Source organism: Halorussus marinus (genome assembly GCF_004521895.1).
Classification (GTDB): domain Archaea; phylum Halobacteriota; class Halobacteria; order Halobacteriales; family Haladaptataceae; genus Halorussus; species Halorussus marinus.
Map to the genome: position 1 here is coordinate 208,752 of NZ_SBIR01000001.1, position 16,887 is coordinate 225,638.

Genomic DNA, 16,887 nt, shown 5'->3' on the forward strand with positions numbered 1-16,887 from the left:
GGTGTTACCTCGAACTGACTTTTGCGTCCCAAATCCGGCTAGCGGTATCGTACTCCACTGCGGCCATCAGGAACGGCTGGTACACATGTGGATGATCAGTTCGTGCGAGCAGCCAACTGTAGAACCGCTCTAAACGAACCCAGTAATGGTTGTACACCGTCCGGACGTTCCGGCGGTCCAGTAGTGATTTACACCACTGGTCGACGTCAGCAGGGGTCGCGAGTGCGTGGTGGCGACCACGATCGGCCATGTGTTCCTTCCAGAACTGTCCCGCACGGCGAGTGTCCTGCCGATACCGATTACTCGAATACTGCGGGAACAGATGGTCCTCGAGGAACGACTCCCAGATGTCTTTGTCGCGGTATGCCGCAGCGTGCTGGTTCAGGCGGTACCGCGAAGGCACCTCCTCGAGTCGCTTGTAGACGCCGAGGCGGTCTTTCGGATCTTCGGAGAGTTCACGCGGCATCCGCGACCCCCTCCTGTGTCTTCATCGTTGCAGGATAGTACCGATCACCGACGGTCTCTATCGAGTCGCCCTGCAACGCATCCAGATGCCCGTTTATACGATCTGGAGCAGTGTCGATGATATGCTGCGTGACTTCCTCGTATGTTGCTCCAGGGTTTTTCTCGACGTAGGTCCGGATCGTCTCGCGTTCCGTCCCATGGAGTTGATCCTCTAGCGTGTCGATGCGGTCTCGGGCGCGTTCGAGTTCGTCTTTTATATCGTTACGTTGCTCTCGCAGCTCACGATGAGATTCGTCCGGTTCAACGCGAGCATCGAACTTCTTCAATCCGGCCTCCACCATCGCTTGAATAAATTCGCTGATGCTCATCCCGTACTCTTCCGCACGGTCTGCCCAGCGATCGTACTGCTCTTCGGTCGGATATGCGGTAGCGGGTTGCGACTCAGACATCCTTCCGAGGTTCTGGACCGGTACGTGACGATCTCACTTCGGCAAATCGAAGCTGGCCGTTCTCTACCCAGTAATCGAGGGCACGGACGTCGTCAAGTTCGACTCCAAGCAGACGCAACTCGGCAGCACTCAGCATAATCGCGATACCGAGGGGATCGCCGTTCGGGTCTCGGTTTACGGTTGCTTGCCGTTGGTCCGAGCCGTTTCCGATGGCCTGCACTCTGGACCAATCGTCTGGATCGCCGTAGGGACTGTTCGTGCCCTCGTTACTGGGAGACCACTCTGGCCAGGCTACCTGTTCCTCCGTATCGCACCAGGTCCCAGACGAGCCGATTTCACTTTCCACAGCCTATGTCACCTCTATTTAGGGTGCATCGATGATCTCCATGCATCGTTTCCATCCCCAGATTATGGTTGCCAGTATATAAATGTGGGCCACTATTTGGTCATGAGAAATGCAATATAATAACCAGAACTGCGAATCATTATGGGACACTAATAAAAAGGCAGCGTGCGTACGATTGCGAAAATGCGTCGTCTCCAGCCGAACTGGCTGAATGAAAACGATGATCTAATCCTCGAATTGCTGGGAAAGAGCGGTGTTGCTCTCAATAAGCGAGGGATTGAGCTAAACCTCGAACTCAACGACAAGTCCGTCTCGTATTCGACGATCAAGAGACGAATCGATAAATTAGCTGAAGCAGGCTTTGTAGAACAAGTTCGTGAGGAGGGGTCCTATTATCGCATCACGGGGAAAGGGATCAGCTATCTCACTGGTTCACCATATGGGGCGTCCACAGCGGGAGACGAACCCGTAGAAGTAACAGAGATTGAGCCACTAGATTATGAAATTCTCGATGCGATTCATAGCAGTGACGAGCCCCCAGAAGTTGACGAAATCATTGCGGTTGTCTCCGCTAATCCCGAGCGTATACGGGATCGAATAGAGGATCTCATCTCGGATGGAACCGTTACTGAAACGTCAGAGAACCAGCTCAAGTTGTCGCTCGGAGGTCAGTATATACTTCAAATGTTCCGATTGGGCTCGGATGTAGAAGGACAGATAGACCGATACGGCATCGTAGATTTAGACGATGGAACGAACCAACGTCAGAGTGGATAATATCAGATAGGACTAGAATTTCTTGTTTTAAGAAAAACCCGTCCACTATCAGTTATATCGACAGTTTTACTCCTTCCATCCTTTCTGGTGTGTACGAACCCCTCAGATTCTAGGCTATTAATATGGCGCGCGATTGTACTCTTCGACTTATCAAGTTCATCTGCTATCTCACTTATTGATAAAACTGCATCCAAATCGTGGAGGTCGGCGAGAAGAGTCGCTTCGGCGTCCGAAACTTCCCCGCGAAGATTCAAGCGTGGTAACCGTCGGACACTGCTATCTATATCGCCAACTTGGAGCACTGTGTCGATATTTGCACCACTAGTGAATGTCGCGACTGTTAGTGGCAACAGTAATTCTCGCGCACCACCACCCAAAATAACGATGGTGTCCCCTTCCGATGCTTGGATGAGATCAGCACAGTACAACGTTGTCTCGACAAAGTCTGTGTACGGTAGATGCTCTGTTTCTAAGTCTAGGTCCGGGACTACCTGTGTCAGGACATTTTGAACTTCCTGAAAAGCATCCTCTCCTCTATCGGAACTGCTTGCGGGTTGCAGTAATACGACTCGATCTCCTGTTTCTATGCCTTCACTCAAAACTGGTCTGACTACGCGTCGACTATCGAATCCCAATGGAGCGAGGTATGTGCGCATATCGATAGTATCTGCTCGAAGCCTCGTTACTGTTCCGGAATAGTGCAACAGAGCGCACCGTATTCGAACAGAAACGGCGAGAAGGGGTCAGAAATCACTGGTATATCGGATGTCTTGATTTAGTTCCCGACGTGCCGCATTACATTATCGCAACTCACGACGAACTGTTTCATCGCCGATAATTATATGATGATTCGACAGAGAGTGTGAAGTGTTCGCTCATCTCGCCGACGGGGCGAGTAGAGGCATCTGTGTAATTATAATCTCTCCGACAGTTTTATGTGGGTCCCGGTCAGACTGCTATGCGTCCGCATCCTACGTTCACGGCCTGAGAAGGCTGAGAACGACGTAGTGATAGCTACGGTCAATGGGTGCGTGCAGACGGCGTCCATCCCACACCGACGCCGAAACCAACTCCCAAGCGATCACCCAGAACGATGCACGATCCACCCGACTCAGAGACGCCAGCATTAGCGGACTTCATCGGAACACGGGATTCGTTTCTCGTGATTCGGGATCCGCAACTAGCAAAGACTGGTTCGCAAGCACGTGCGCAACTCAGGTCGTTGCCGTTCCTCGCCGAATTCGGCCTCGATAGAGTTTCACATCCGGAGATATACGATAACGGGTTGCGACTCGTTGAGTACGAACTGTTTCCGAACGAGGACCTCCGAGAGCATGGGGTGGGTGGTGTCGAGTTTCCACTAGTTCACTACGTCAGCCAAGAGATGCTGACGGGAGAACTACGGGACGAAGACAGCACATTCGACGATCAAGACGTTATTCGGCGGCTGCTGCGGAAGCGCCCGGAAAGTCTGCCATATGTGCTCGTCACTGATACGAGCACACCAAAGATGCCCCGTCATACGAAGAAACCAGGGAAATCGTTCATCGACGAGTTCGAGTGCACGGTCACCGATTACAAAGGACTGCTAAAGCGGTACATACAGTACAACCTCGATTCGGATCTACCGCTATCAACGACGCAGAATCTGTTCTTCCATCAGATTTCTGCGCATCACAAACAGGAAGGTCTCGAGGCAGGCTCGATTCCGGTACTCTTCGATTACACGCAGATTCCGGCTGACAGTCCCGCCTGGGCACCCCTCTACTACCTCATTCGAGAGGACGTAGACCGTGTACTGGAAGATTACTCCGAGCGCATCAGAGAGGCGCTCCGTTCGTGGACTGAGCGCGGGCCCACGCAGAAAGTCGCGAACAGCATGCTCGACATGCTCGAACGTGTAGAATTCGAGGAAGATCGATTAGACAGTTATCGTTATCGCCACCAGGAGGACATATGAGTACAACATACACACCGGCGACCAACAAGCCGGACAAACTACTCACCGGGTTCATCTCGGTACGAGCACCGGAACTAAAACACATCTACGGCTCACTTCAGGGGACCACCAGTGTCTCGGAAGTCACGAGCAAATTCGGTCGACCAGCCACCGGCGGTGAGGTGAAAACCGATCACGTCGAAGGGTCACTTCGTTTCCTGAATGCGGTCGACCTCGTCGAGAGTCCGACCGGAGACATCAAAGATACGGTCGAACCCATTAACGAGCGGCACTTCGAGGGCCTCCCTTTCGAAGCACGGTTGCTATACCACTGCAATCAGCAGGACGGTCGTCAGTCCCACTTTGGGGATGTTCATCGTTCCCTATTGAGTGAGGGGAGCCGAACGGTGAACGCTGGCCGAGACAACCTTCGAACCATCCTGAAGCGCGAGACTGACTACGACTTCAGTTGGACCGACGAGAAGATCGACATGTGGGTGACGTTGTGCGAGCAACTGGGTCTCGTGTCGGAGACCGAGGACGGTCTCGTGCTGAGCCCCTGTCGGGCAATAATGTACGACGCGCTCGTACTCGCCCCAACTAGTTCAGGAGAGGATGCAGGCTACGACGGAGAGACAGTTGAAAACGGTGAATTCCGACGTGCACTCAACTGGATCAACGACAACCTGTTCACCGTCTACAAGGCACGAACTGGAACGCCGCGGCTTCACCCTGCAATCGCTGACGTCCTCCGTAACATGGAGGAAGATGGGGTCCTGTCCCTGTCTGCACCCGGCGACGCGCAGAACCAGGTAGAAGTGCCACCGGCAGACCTCGACGATGACGTCCGCGGAAACAGACGAAGCGTGACGCACGTTTCGATTCATTCTCGACCGGACGAAACGGCGTATCAGTACCCTCTCGACCAACTTCTTACTCACCAATGAGCCAGCAAACCGAAGATTCACCGGCCAGCGGAGAGATGCCCCACTACTGGGACGACGACGAAGTCGACCACTTCATCACATCGGAAGCCCACACGAAGAAGAAGACGCCCGAACAGTTCCGAGAGACCCACGTCGACATCGATCGTATTTACGCAGACACGCTGACCCCACTCGGTATCTCGGGCGACTTCGTCACCCAAGAGAACGTACTCGACGCGATTACTGCCTCGAATATCGACGACCCGAACCGTATTTTCATCCTCCGTGGTGAACCAGGGTCGGGGAAAAGCCAGCTCTGTGAGTGGACGAAGTACCAGATAAATGGGTACGGCAAGGATGACGACGGTGTTGAAGACTACGTCGCCCTGCACGTCTCCCGTAGCCAGACCCGAATGGATCAGATCATCGATGTCCTCACTGAGCCACTCGATGTCGACACCGATGTCAGAAACATCGATGATCTCGACCCTGCCGATGCGGCGAGTGCTATCGTCGAGTATATGCGCGGCATCTGGTCAACCGAGCACTTTTCGGACCAAGAGATACAGGAGCTGACCGAGAACAGAGGCGATAATAGCGACCTGCGAGAAATCTTCGCCAAGAATATCAGGGAGTATCAGGAGGCTCTCGATTCTCGTGACGAGAATCCTGACTTCAATCTGCTAACCCGCGCAGATTTCCGTACTCTACGCCTGCAACTGAGCTTCAGTACGAAGCTCACGGAGAACAAAGACGTTCTGTACTCTGTCCTGAAGAACGAGGCTCACGAATACCTTTCCCGCAATCTCGTGGGCGACTTCAAGGAACAGCTACAGCAATACTCGGAGATGTATCAGGAGCGAGGTATCCGGCCGGTACTCATCTGTGAGGACCTCACGACGTTCAGCGTCCTGAAAGAACAACTCCTGGACCACATCTTCGAACTTAGTAGTAGCAGCTACGACATCGTCCTCGGTTGGACGATCGGCTGGGAGCAGGACAACATCGACGACGCCCTCGCTCGCGAAGACGCAGCGACGTACATGCAAGGCCGATCCGAGGGGTACCTAACGATGACCGACGAGAACGGCGAGGCGTACTTCCTCGACGACGATGCTTCGGTAGCCCTCGCCCGATCGTATCTAGGTGCCATCGAACGGAATTCTGATGCGGCAGATGCGCCTCAGGACGTTGCAGAAGCTTTCGACGGTTTATACCCGTTTAACGAGCGCTTCATACACGTCGCTTATCGACAGCTAAACGACGAGGGAAGCAACCGGAAGACGCCGCGACTGTTGCTTCTTCGAGTGGTAAAGCACTGTCTCAAGTCGACGTGGGCACCTTACGAAGCGATGAAGTCGAACTCGTTCGTCGACACGCCGACCTTCGAGATCGACATGAAATACGACCAAATCTACCAAGACGTCAGCCGCTGGTACGGAGTTCCTGTCGAGGACGGCGTCGGGGTCAAGGTCGGCATCTTCGAAACGTTCGGTATCGAACTACCGGACGACGACACTGCCGCTGTGAAAGGCGATTACGTCGTGTTCGACAAGGGCAAGGGGAGTGCGGTACTCGATAAGATCAAGAACCCGCCGGTACCGGATCACGAGGTCGATACCGAGGACGACGGAGACGATACAGAAAGCAACTCTTCTGAGGTCGAAGACGGCGAAGAAGCAGCAGACGACGAGGATCCAGAAGACGAGCAGGTTGAGGTCATCGACGAACCAGAACTGAGCGAGGAAGAACGCGAGCGACAGCGCAAATTCCAGGAGTTCCAGGACTGGGTCACGAGCGGCGAAGAGTATCCCAGTTCGGACACGCTCCACGACGGCGCAGTCGCCGTTCTCGAACGGTGGCACAACCCTACGCGCCTGAGTAATCCGAACTCCTCGACGCGGTCGGTCGGTGGGATCTACTACGCTCGCGGCGACAGTATTCCGGTCTCCATTCAAGGGGACCAACAACGCCAAGCTAGCGTCGACATCGAACTCGAATGGGGCGCAGAACACGCCGATCTCTACACACCGATGCTGGAGTACGGACTGTTCGATATGTTCGACCCGACGACGACGAACTTCGATCAGCTCCGTGCGTGGGCAGACACTAACGTCGCCCAGTTCCAGCATGAAATGCGCGAAGAGATCGAGGACTGTCTTCCCGAGGAACTCACGATAGAGAAAACGCTGGTCCTCGCACAGTTCTTCCTTATCAACGCTGCCCGTGGAGTTGAGGTCGACGACGATCAGATCCCCACAGAAATCGTCTTCGAGGAGTACGACAGCAATCAGTCGTACGGTAAACCGATCGTCGAAAACTTCGATCGAGATAGCGCGTTTGGACAGGCGTTCACCGACCTCACCGTGTCGTCGGGGGATATTAGTGACCTCATCGAGGGGTTCTTCCTCCTCAAATCGAACGTCGTAGACTACGAGCGCCTGTCTGAAGCACGTAGGGAGGTTGCCGAAGACCTCGAGGCACACGTCGACGCTGCGATGGTCATCGATACCGACGAACTCGCTGACGCGTACAAGGTCGGAACGACGCGAAATAACGCCAATACCAAGGTATCGAGTCTTTTCGATCGGATTTCGGATTACGCAGCAGAACTCCAGCGGCTCACGGTCGACGACGACGCATCACACATCCAGGACGCGCTTGAACCCGTTGAACGGTGGTACGACAGCGGCCATACGGTCGACCAGCTCGCAGAGTGGTTCGAGACGTTGTATCAGTGCGCAGGTGCGATGGACGTTCCGATCAAGTCGAGTTACGAGGACGCCTACGAACTGCTCACCGAATCGCCGGAGGAAGTGAAGCTCACGGCCTTCCGTGATGACGTCGAGCAGTTCCGTAACATGGGTGACGCAACCGGTGTGACGTTCATCGCTCGACTTCACGACTTCGCCCGGAGCCAAGACGAACAAGCAGCGTGGGAGATATACGAGGCGTTCGACTCGCTGATCAGCGATCTCCAAGACCAGGAACACGCTACCGGGGCCGATCTCGAACATCGCATCAAGCAACTCAGCGAGTACAGTAACTACGAGCAGAAGCGCCAGTCGATCGTCTCTCTGACGGAGGATCTGTAAAATGAGCGAATCGAAATCACTACCGACGGCCGTTGACGCTCTCGAAGACAAGGCTCGAGAACACAAGCAGGCACAGAACACGCAGTATCACGTCTCAGTCGCGCGGCACAACATCAGCGAGGTGAACGACGAACTCGACGACCTCGCCGAGCGCCTTCGAGACCTGAAATACTACAAGAAAGTGCTTGAGGAGGCCTTCGACGGTTCCGCGCCATCGATGACCAGTAGTGCGGTTCAGGTGGCAGAGAAAGCGGTCGAGGTGACTCAAGAGGATCTACTCGAGAACGTCCAGAGCGACGATATGGGCGAGGGAGACGCGGAACTCGACGATCTTGGCGCAGACGGTCAGAGCGACCTCGAAGTCCAGCTGACACCGGACGTCGAGACCCATATCGAGCAGATTCGCTCGGCGAAGAAGCAGGTAAAGAACGTCACCGAGACCATTGAGAGTCAACTCGACAGCAAGCGCAACGATTGGAGTACAAAGGTCGCGGCAGCGGAAGAACTCCAGAAGATCCTCGGTGGGCAGGACTCGGACTTCGCGCGTACACTCAACCACATGCACACGTTGCTGACGCGAGAGTTGATGGACTCGAGCGGAAGCGCCACGAGCTTCGTATCAAAGTGGGATAACGCCACCAGCGACTGGGAGAAACATCAATCGCTCCAGAGCTTCGACGACTTTCAAGAGAAACACGACCTCTCAGACTCCACGATCGAGGACGTAAAGACGCTCAGTAAGTCCCAACAGCTTACGTTGGCTGATGTCTCGCTCGACTCGCTCGAGGAGATGAAACGCGTGGATGAACTGGAATCGGCGGTGGAGCTTAACCTGTAACGATGAATGACCCCGTCGCCAGCGCGGAACAAATGCAAGCCGCATACCACGACTACTTTATCGGTCGTGGTGGACGGGCTGCGCGTAGCGTCGCTAATCGCCTGGCGGACGGCGAGGACGACATCACGGGGATGCGCGGCCCCTACCTTCAGGCACTCGACATCCCGAACTGGAGCGGCCGTTCGTGGGACGCGTTCGCCAGGTCGGCACGTCTCGAGCCGCATATCCGCCGGGCTTTCTCGAAGATCGGCTTCGAACGACTCTACGACTTCCAGGAGCGTAGTATCGAGGCCATTCTTGAGGGAGATGATACCGTCATTACTGCCGCGACGGGACGAGGAAAAACTGAAGCGTGGCTCATTCCCATCCTCAACCGCATCCTCGAAGACAAACGGCATGGTGACGGGGGTGACGATACGAGCGTCAAGGCCACGCTCATCTATCCGACGAAGGCGCTCGCACAGGACCAGTTGAAGCGCCTCCTCCAGTACCTCTACCTCATCAACAACCACCTACGGTCGGAACAACAGATTACCGTCGGTATTTACGACGGTGATACCCCGCGGAATGTCGGCGAATCAGGCTCCGAAGGGTACCTCAATGCGACCTTCCGTCACTTCGAGTGCCCTGGGTACAATGACGAACTCGACAAATGCCAAGACTGCGGTGGTGGTGTTCGGATCCGAAACACCGGCGCTCGGTTCAAACTCATCCCAGAGAAAGCGCACTGTGAAGACGATGATCCGCACGACGTTCCGCTCGATTTCCTGCGGCTAACGAAGAACGACATCCTCGAGAACGGCGTTGACATCCTGCTCACCAACCCGGACACGATCAACTACCGACTCATCAACACTAACGCCGAAGACGAACACGAGCGGTTCGTCTACGAACCCGAGTTCCTCGTCTTCGACGAGGTCCACACCTACGACGGCCTGTTCGGGAGCTACACGTCGACGCTGATGAAGCGAATCCAGTCGCTCCGCGAGGAACGCGGCCTCGACGACTTACAACTCGTCGCGAGCAGTGCGACCGTCGAGAACGACGTCGAGTTGTTCCAGAAGGTTAGCGGTGCCGTCGACGTCAAACAGGTGAGTGAGTCACCACGCAACCTCGATGGGGACGCTCCGGACGAGATTCCGGAAGAGCTAACGTCGAACAGTCTGTCCGTCGACCGCATTCTGCGTGCGACGGCCGCGCCGGACGACGTTGTTCCGGGCCTCGATGCGTTCGACTACACGCTGGAGGATGCATCGAGTTACGACCGTGACCGTCGGGAGACGCTAGTGAGTGACGCTCTCTTCGACCATCTCACCGAGGTCGAGGATGACCTCGGCGCACAGGTCGTTCGCTACGTCCACCAGTTGCTGTACGACGAGCCGCTCACACGGTCCCAGCTACACGACGAGTTAGCGACGACGCTGAATCTCGACACCGATGAAGCATCGAAACTGGTGTCGAACGTCCGGACCCTCGGTGAGTTTTCCGGTATGCTGGAGAACCGAAGTCACGTGTTCTCTTGGCCGATCGACGGCTTCTATACGTGTCCATCGTGTGACGCAACATACCGCTCCCCACAGGACGACTGTAACGAGTGTGGATTCGACTTCGTCACGCGCTCTACCTACTGCCGACACTGTAGCGACGAACACCTTGTCGGATGGTACTGTCCAGGCTGCGACCAACTAGAGCCGTACACGCCGACCGAACACGGGACGATCGACCAAGACGAGGAACACGTCTGCCGCCGATGTGAGGAAGCGCGCGACGATGTCGTCCAGATGGTTCGTACGACGTTCCAGCCGTTCCTCGAGTGCCTCGACTGTGGACACCGAACCGAGCGAACGACGACCCGTGACTGTCCCGAGTGTGGTTCCAAGACCGTCAGGACCGACGATGAGACGTTCACCTGCGTTAATCCGAAGTGTGAGTCGGCTCACGAGATTGAACGAGTCTGCGACAGCTGTGACGGGACCGACTTCGGACTAGCTACTGTTGCGAGTCGGTTCGATTGTCCAGAATGTGGCGCAACTTACGAAGACCCCGAGCAGGCCCCTGACCAGTGTGTCGACTGTGGTTCCTCACTCACCTCGACGAGGTTTCTTCCCTGGGTCTGTGGGAGCGACGATTGTAGTCGGGTCCTCTTCGATGATTCCCCCAATCAATGCGACTGTGGCTCATCGTCGTTCGTAAAGCGCGGACTCTTCGAGATTCACGACGACCAACACTGTCGTTCGTGTGAGACGGCATTCCTCGGCGACGAGGGTTGCAACTGTGACGATCCGGACATCCATCCGCGGACCGGTCACCATCAGGCCTACAAGACGATCGACACCAGGGGGTGGATTCACACGATGAGTTCGCAGCCGTCGGCTGTCCCGTGCCCGCATCCGTATGCCCGGTACGAGATTGACCGCCGGTTCGACGAACTGATGCGAGGTCCGAGCAACCTCGCGGTGACCACCTCGCAGTACATGTTGCGCCGCGTCGCCGACAAGGAGGGCCAACAGGCGGCGAAGCTCCTGTCGTTCGCTGACTCTCATCGTGACATGAAGGAGCTCAGTCGTGACTTCTCGGAACCAGAGGTCGAGACCCTTCTTGATCAACTGTTAATCGAAAGTGCATCGTCCCGAAATGACGGGAACGACTGGACACCGTTTAATCAAGTCCTCGAGGATGCGGCGAACATCGTCGACGAGGTAAACGATGCACTGGAACCGCCGCGAGTCACAAGGAGTGTCGAGTTTGACCTGAAGTCACGATTGAAAGATCAGCCCCGAAAGCGCTGGGACGACGATGACGCGCTTCGGGATCGACTCACCCGACGCGCACTCGAACACACCTACAGCCAGCGTTTGGGCGAGCGGGATGGCTCCCTCACCGAAGAAGGACTGCTCGATGTCCGCTTTGGCCCAGGTCTCGACGAACTCGATGGTGATGAGCGCGCTATCGTCCGCGAACTCGCCGACGAGGGCAATGACTATCGTGTCGCAAACTTCGACCATCCGAGTCCCGACAGGCCCGCCGAAGCAGTCGTCGACGAACTGGTCGACCGAAATATCCTCTCCTACGGACACTCTGATGACTACGTCTCGTTCGATCCGTCGGCGCTCGCTGTTACGGTTGCGGGCGACGGTGATGGTATTCGGTTCGACCCTGATACTGAGCGGTACTACACGACGCTCCAGCACCAGTTTGGTCTGGATACGCAGTCCACTGTTCAGTCCGGAACGTCGCTCGCCGAACGTGCCTCGACCTCCCATCCCCGGTTCACACAGCGTGCCCACCGTGCCGAATACTCAGAGACGCGGATTCTCATCTCTGAGGAGTATCTCGGGGCGACGAATAAGCGCAAGCGTCGGGAGTTAGAGTACCTCTTCCGCGAGGAGAACTACCCCCACCACCTCTCTTCGGGACCGACGATGGAACTCGGGGTCGACATCGGCGACCTCGACGCACTCCTGCTGTATGGGACGCCGCCGAACATGAACGCGTACCTCCAGCGGGTCGGGCGTGCAGGGCGTAGCTCCCATTCTTCGATGGTCCACTCGGTCAGTCAGCGCAACCCGATCGACTACTACTACTACGACCACCCGGACGAACTCATCGACACCGACCCGACTCCAGTACCGCTCAACGAACACAACGAGGAGGTCCTACGCGTTTCGCTGTCGTGGGGAATCTTCGACTACGTGGCGGCTAACTTCACTATTCCGTGGGACGTCAGTCGACACGGTCGCGCGCGGTCGATCGATGGTGGAGATACCTATCACCGTCGGAGCATGCTCGACGAGAGCGAACGTGACGATGCCAGTAAACTGACCCACGTGATGTCCCTCGGTGCCGACACGCTGTCGCTCGGTAGCGACGACTCAAAACTCGACGTACTCGGCGAAGTCGTCGACGACTATGAACGAGACATCGCCGACTACCTTGAATCTCTCCTCGACTACCGCTACTGCGAAGAATGTGAGCGACGGTATGCTACTGACGACGACCGCGAAACGTGTACCGACAGTGACTGTGAGGGAGAAATCCTGCACGCTCAGAGCGAGTTCGGCCACCTTGTCGACGACGTTCTCGCAAACTTTGACGAGCGCTACATCACTGGATACCGCGAGTACAAACAGGGGCTGGAAAGTGAGTTGTCCGACCTGAAACGACGTAACTCTCGGTTGCGTCGTGACCAGCAGCGGGCCGGGTCAGACGAACGGGCACGCATCATGCGCGAACGACGGGGCCTCAAGGACCGCATCGAGGTTCTCGAGGACTACCTCTCTGATCTGGGCGGCGCGAGCTACTTCGACTTCCTCAGAGAGTCCCGTGAAAGCAAATATGACTTCTCGATGCGGAGCGTCGCCACGACGGCCGGTCTGTCCCTGGTCGACGAAGGGTACAACCGACGGAACGTCGGCGATCAGGGGAGCGGACGCGCGATGCAGATGGCGCTCTCAGAACTCCACCCCGGTGCCGCCTACCTTGACGGCGGGGAGACGTACACCGTCTCGCGCGTCCGACTCGACGACAAGGCTAGCTCGGACCTCCGGGATACCGTGAGCGAAGCCGTCGACGGAGATCACCTGGCCGAGGAACTCGTCTGCCCGGCGTGCCACACCTCGCACGACCTCGACGCTGACGGGTGTGATTACGATAACGATGTACCGCTCAAGCGACGCCGACTGGCGGTACTCGATTCGGTCGATGCCTACCACGACAACCTCAAACTGACCGCAGAAGGTGACGAAGCGCGCTACCTCCACGACGAACCGAACAAACCGATCCAGAACACGTACGCCGAGCGGGAGACGTCGATACTCGAGTTCGACTCTGAACGGACGTTCGAACTTCAGGATGCCGATGGCGATCCTCTCGGGACGATCGAGTACGGCGATTACTCGGTTCTGCTGCACACGAAGAGCTACAAGACGAAGTACAAGTCCGGTGAGGTCGATCCGAGGCCGACAGCCTTCGAGGTATGCGGTGAAGAGAACTGTCCAGGCGTCATCTATCGTGACGATGACGACGAGCGTCGGTGCAGCGCCGACCCTGACCACTTCCCTAACGGCCGCGGTGCTGACTCCGAGTTCATTCGCCTTGGATACCAGTACGACACTCAGGGTGTCCGAGTTGACCTCAACGACCGCGACCTGTCGCACACGTTGGCTCACGGCCTCCGAGTCGCGCTGCAATACCTCGGCGGCGTCAACATTCGTGACCTCGCCGAATATGTCGGCGAGGATCACGTAGACGTCTTCGAGTCTCAAGAGGGCGGGTCCGACGTCGCGCGACTCCTCTTCGAACGGACGGACGGAGAGTTCCGGGCGTTCCACCGTGCAGTCGGGCTTATGCGCGATCAGTTCGACTGTGACTGCGAGAACGGGTGTCCGTCCTGTCTCTACCAATACGGCTGTGACGTCAGGAACGACCAGCGGTCGTTCGACCGAGAACGTCTTCGAGACATCCTCGCCAACGGTAGCGTGATCATTCAGCCGATCACGAACCACGAAATCGACGAACAGCTCACCGACTGACCAACATCCCACACAAATTGCCACCGATGGATTTCGACCCACTCGAACTCGCGAACTCGATGCGCGAATCGTACGCTGAACACTACGCCGGCTCCCAACCACAGCGAGCCGTCAAGAACCTCGTCTCGCGGTACCACGACGGGTCTGGCGAGTCACTGGAGGAGGACCTTCCTGAGTTCATCCGGACGAAAGGCCCCTTCCTCCAGGTGCTGGACCTTCCACGGATGAGCGACACCTCTTGGGAGACGTTCGCCAGTAACCAAGGCCTCCACGACGATGTCACCGAAACGTTCTCTGAGGCCGGGTTCCGATCCCTGTATGAATTTCAGGAGTCAGCGGTCGAATCGGTTCTCGAGGACCACCACACGCTCCTGACCGCAAGTACGGGTCGGGGAAAGACCGAGGGATGGCTCATCCCTATCCTTCAGTTCATTACTGAGGCAAAAGCGGGTCAGCACGGCGACCATCCACCAGACAGCGTCAAGTGCGTCCTCACATACCCGACAAAAGCACTCGCACAGGACCAGTTGAAGCGATTGATCGACTACCTCTTCACGCTCAATCGAGATCGATCGTCGGACGAGCAAGTGACCGTTGGTATCTACGACGGTGACACTAAGCGTCGCGACCCCGACGAACTCGCGTACCTCCAGACCACGTTCCAATACTTCGACTGCCCGTGCGACGAGTGTGATTCGTCGCTGACGGTTAGGCAGCGTGACGACGACTCGTTCGTCGTCGAACCGATGGTGGAACACGAGGACGACCTCACGTTCGATTTCATCAAGGTCACTCGTGACGCCATCGTCGAATCGCCAGCGGACATCCTGTTGACGAACCCAGACACGATCAACTACAGGCTCTTCAACGTCAACGGTGACGAGGAACAGCAGCGCTTCGTCGCCGAGCCGAAATACTTCGTGTTTGATGAGATCCACGAGTATTCCGAACTCTTCGGTTCGTTCACGTCGACGCTCATGCGCCGGTATATTCGAGAGCGGCAGGAACTCAACGGGTACGAGAGTGAGGCAGACGACGATCTCACCATCGTCGGTGCGTCGGCGACCGTGGAGAACAAACGGACGGTCTTCCAGCGCATCAATCCGTTCGTCGACCCTGACATCGAAGTTGTCGAAGAAGACGAGCGTACCCTCGACGCACCGTTCCCCGTCGACATCCCCGACGAATTTGTTTCGGCAGAAATGAGCGAAGAGGAGTTACGTGCCGGGGACACCGATGCCGCGAGGCAAGCACTTGACGCCGCTGCCGTAAAGGATGGTAGTGAGGACGTTGATGATGCGCTCTACGAACATTTAGTCGAGGACGAAGGTGGGCCCCTTGAGTTCGTCCGCGGGATCTACGCGGCGCTCCGTGAGACCCCACTTCGGCCAGTCGGTCTTCGGGGCCGCCTGATCGACGAGGCTGGGCTTTCTGAGTCCCAGGCGGAGACAGTCGTAGCGAACTTCATGACTATCGGCGAGGTGTCGGGTATTCTCGAGCGCCGCGCCCACTTGTTCAGCTGGCCGCTCGACGGTTACTACACGTGTATTAACTGTGGGACAGTCTACGACACCCCGCAGTCGTCCTGTACTGAGTGCGACCACCACTTCGTGACGAAACTCTCGTTGTGTAACGAGTGTGGTGAAGAGTCGCTTGAATCGTGGTTCTGTCCAAACTGTGAGCGCCTCGCACCTCATACCGTCACGTCGGAAGAAGGCCGTTTCGAGTATTTCCAACGGAGAGAATGTCAGTGTGAGACCATCGACGGCGAAACACCGGAGATGGTTCGAGTTTACTGGCGACCGTACTACGAGTGTACGGACTGTGGCGAGCGTCAGAAGATTGACCATCAGCATGACTGTCCCGACTGCGACGCCTCGATGGTCCTCGACGATTCGATGGAGAAGCACGTTTGCACCAACCCAGACTGTGACGGCGAACTCACGGTCGAGGAAGCACGGGAACCCGAATGTCATTCCTGCCGTTCCACTGCGTTAGAGCCGCTTGCAGACGAAGATGTTCAGTATTGCACCGAGTGTGGAGAAGTCTATGAAGATCCGGAGGGTCAGGAGTGCACTACGGACGACTGTGACGGCGAACTCACGCCCAAACGGTTCCTCGGATGGACGTGCAGCGACCCCGGGTGCGACGAAGTGTATTTCGGTAATCCACCCGCGTCGTGCAGTTGCAATAAACGGAAACTCGTTCGATCCGCGCTGTTCGACATCAACATGGTCGACGAGTGTCAGTCCTGCGGGCACGAGTTCCTTCCTAACGGTCCACACAACTGCAACTGCGACGATCCCGAGATTAGCCGCCGGGCGAAGGGCTACGGGAACTTTCGGATGGTAGACGATAACGGATGAATCAGGGAAGCGAGTAACTTCTCCGGCGGACTGCCGTGTTACCACGAAGATCGGCGAGAAACCTACGCGAAGAACCGGCGATACGACTCGATGCTCCGTGGTCCGGCCAATGCTGCTGTGACGAGCGGGCGCTATTTGTTGCGTTCACTGGCAGA

Annotated in this window: 10 protein-coding genes; 7 read left to right on the top strand and 3 right to left on the bottom strand. The window is 56.6% G+C overall.

Annotated elements, in window-relative coordinates:
* Window positions 1-4: 4 nt before the first annotated feature.
* Window positions 5-466, bottom strand: coding sequence for a hypothetical protein (locus EPL04_RS00990; protein ID WP_134668589.1), 462 nt, complete (start codon window positions 464-466; stop codon window positions 5-7).
* A complete protein-coding gene (locus EPL04_RS00995) occupies window positions 456-914 on the bottom strand; it encodes a hypothetical protein (protein ID WP_134668591.1) in 459 nt (152 codons plus the stop codon). Before EPL04_RS00995 ends, EPL04_RS00990 begins: the two co-directional genes overlap by 11 nt.
* A 529-nt stretch (window positions 915-1,443) precedes the next feature.
* On the opposite strand from EPL04_RS00995, the gene EPL04_RS01000 reads away from it, so the two are divergent.
* Window positions 1,444-2,037, top strand: a complete 594-nt coding sequence (locus EPL04_RS01000; RefSeq protein ID WP_245154506.1) for a winged-helix domain-containing protein — start codon at window positions 1,444-1,446, stop codon at window positions 2,035-2,037.
* Window positions 2,038-2,039: 2 nt separating this feature from the next.
* Here EPL04_RS01000 and csa3 read toward each other — a convergent pair whose 3' ends face one another.
* Window positions 2,040-2,693, bottom strand: coding sequence for a CRISPR-associated CARF protein Csa3 (csa3, locus tag EPL04_RS01005; protein ID WP_134668593.1), 654 nt, complete (start codon window positions 2,691-2,693; stop codon window positions 2,040-2,042).
* Window positions 2,694-3,130: 437 nt separating this feature from the next.
* Here csa3 and EPL04_RS01010 point away from each other — a divergent pair, with 437 nt between their 5' ends.
* Genes EPL04_RS01010 through EPL04_RS19115 form a run of 6 tightly spaced genes read left to right on the top strand, consistent with a single transcriptional unit; the run spans window position 3,131 to window position 16,732 of the window.
* On the top strand, window positions 3,131-3,997 hold the full coding sequence (locus EPL04_RS01010) for a hypothetical protein (RefSeq protein ID WP_134668595.1): 867 nt from the start codon (window positions 3,131-3,133) through the stop codon (window positions 3,995-3,997).
* Entirely contained in the window at window positions 3,994-4,923 is a 930-nt protein-coding gene (locus EPL04_RS01015) for a hypothetical protein (RefSeq protein WP_134668597.1), read from the top strand. The genes EPL04_RS01010 and EPL04_RS01015 overlap by 4 nt, the downstream gene beginning before the upstream one ends.
* Window positions 4,920-7,997: a hypothetical protein gene (locus EPL04_RS01020; RefSeq protein ID WP_134668599.1), complete on the top strand. Its 3,078-nt coding sequence runs from the start codon at window positions 4,920-4,922 to the stop codon at window positions 7,995-7,997. The genes EPL04_RS01015 and EPL04_RS01020 overlap by 4 nt, the downstream gene beginning before the upstream one ends.
* Window position 7,998: 1 nt before the next feature.
* On the top strand, window positions 7,999-8,835 hold the full coding sequence (locus EPL04_RS01025) for a hypothetical protein (RefSeq protein ID WP_089787276.1): 837 nt from the start codon (window positions 7,999-8,001) through the stop codon (window positions 8,833-8,835).
* 2 nt (window positions 8,836-8,837) lie between these two features.
* Window positions 8,838-14,366: a DEAD/DEAH box helicase gene (locus EPL04_RS01030; RefSeq protein ID WP_134668601.1), complete on the top strand. Its 5,529-nt coding sequence runs from the start codon at window positions 8,838-8,840 to the stop codon at window positions 14,364-14,366.
* A gap of 26 nt (window positions 14,367-14,392) precedes the next feature.
* Complete coding sequence (locus EPL04_RS19115; RefSeq protein ID WP_245154508.1) at window positions 14,393-16,732, top strand: DEAD/DEAH box helicase; 2,340 nt, start codon at window positions 14,393-14,395, stop codon at window positions 16,730-16,732.
* Window positions 16,733-16,887: the final 155 nt, after the last annotated feature.

Excerpts from the sequence above, each read along its gene's own strand:
- EPL04_RS00990 (WP_134668589.1), bottom strand. The coding sequence starts at position 466 with ATGCCGCGTGAACTCTCCGAAGATCCGAAAGACCGCCTCGGCGTCTAC.
- EPL04_RS00995 (WP_134668591.1), bottom strand. The coding sequence starts at position 914 with ATGTCTGAGTCGCAACCCGCTACCGCATATCCGACCGAAGAGCAGTAC.
- EPL04_RS01000 (WP_245154506.1), top strand. The coding sequence starts at position 1,444 with ATGCGTCGTCTCCAGCCGAACTGGCTGAATGAAAACGATGATCTAATC.
- csa3 (WP_134668593.1), bottom strand. The coding sequence starts at position 2,693 with ATGCGCACATACCTCGCTCCATTGGGATTCGATAGTCGACGCGTAGTC.
- EPL04_RS01010 (WP_134668595.1), top strand. The coding sequence starts at position 3,131 with ATGCACGATCCACCCGACTCAGAGACGCCAGCATTAGCGGACTTCATC.
- EPL04_RS01015 (WP_134668597.1), top strand. The coding sequence starts at position 3,994 with ATGAGTACAACATACACACCGGCGACCAACAAGCCGGACAAACTACTC.
- EPL04_RS01020 (WP_134668599.1), top strand. The coding sequence starts at position 4,920 with ATGAGCCAGCAAACCGAAGATTCACCGGCCAGCGGAGAGATGCCCCAC.
- EPL04_RS01025 (WP_089787276.1), top strand. The coding sequence starts at position 7,999 with ATGAGCGAATCGAAATCACTACCGACGGCCGTTGACGCTCTCGAAGAC.
- EPL04_RS01030 (WP_134668601.1), top strand. The coding sequence starts at position 8,838 with ATGAATGACCCCGTCGCCAGCGCGGAACAAATGCAAGCCGCATACCAC.
- EPL04_RS19115 (WP_245154508.1), top strand. The coding sequence starts at position 14,393 with ATGGATTTCGACCCACTCGAACTCGCGAACTCGATGCGCGAATCGTAC.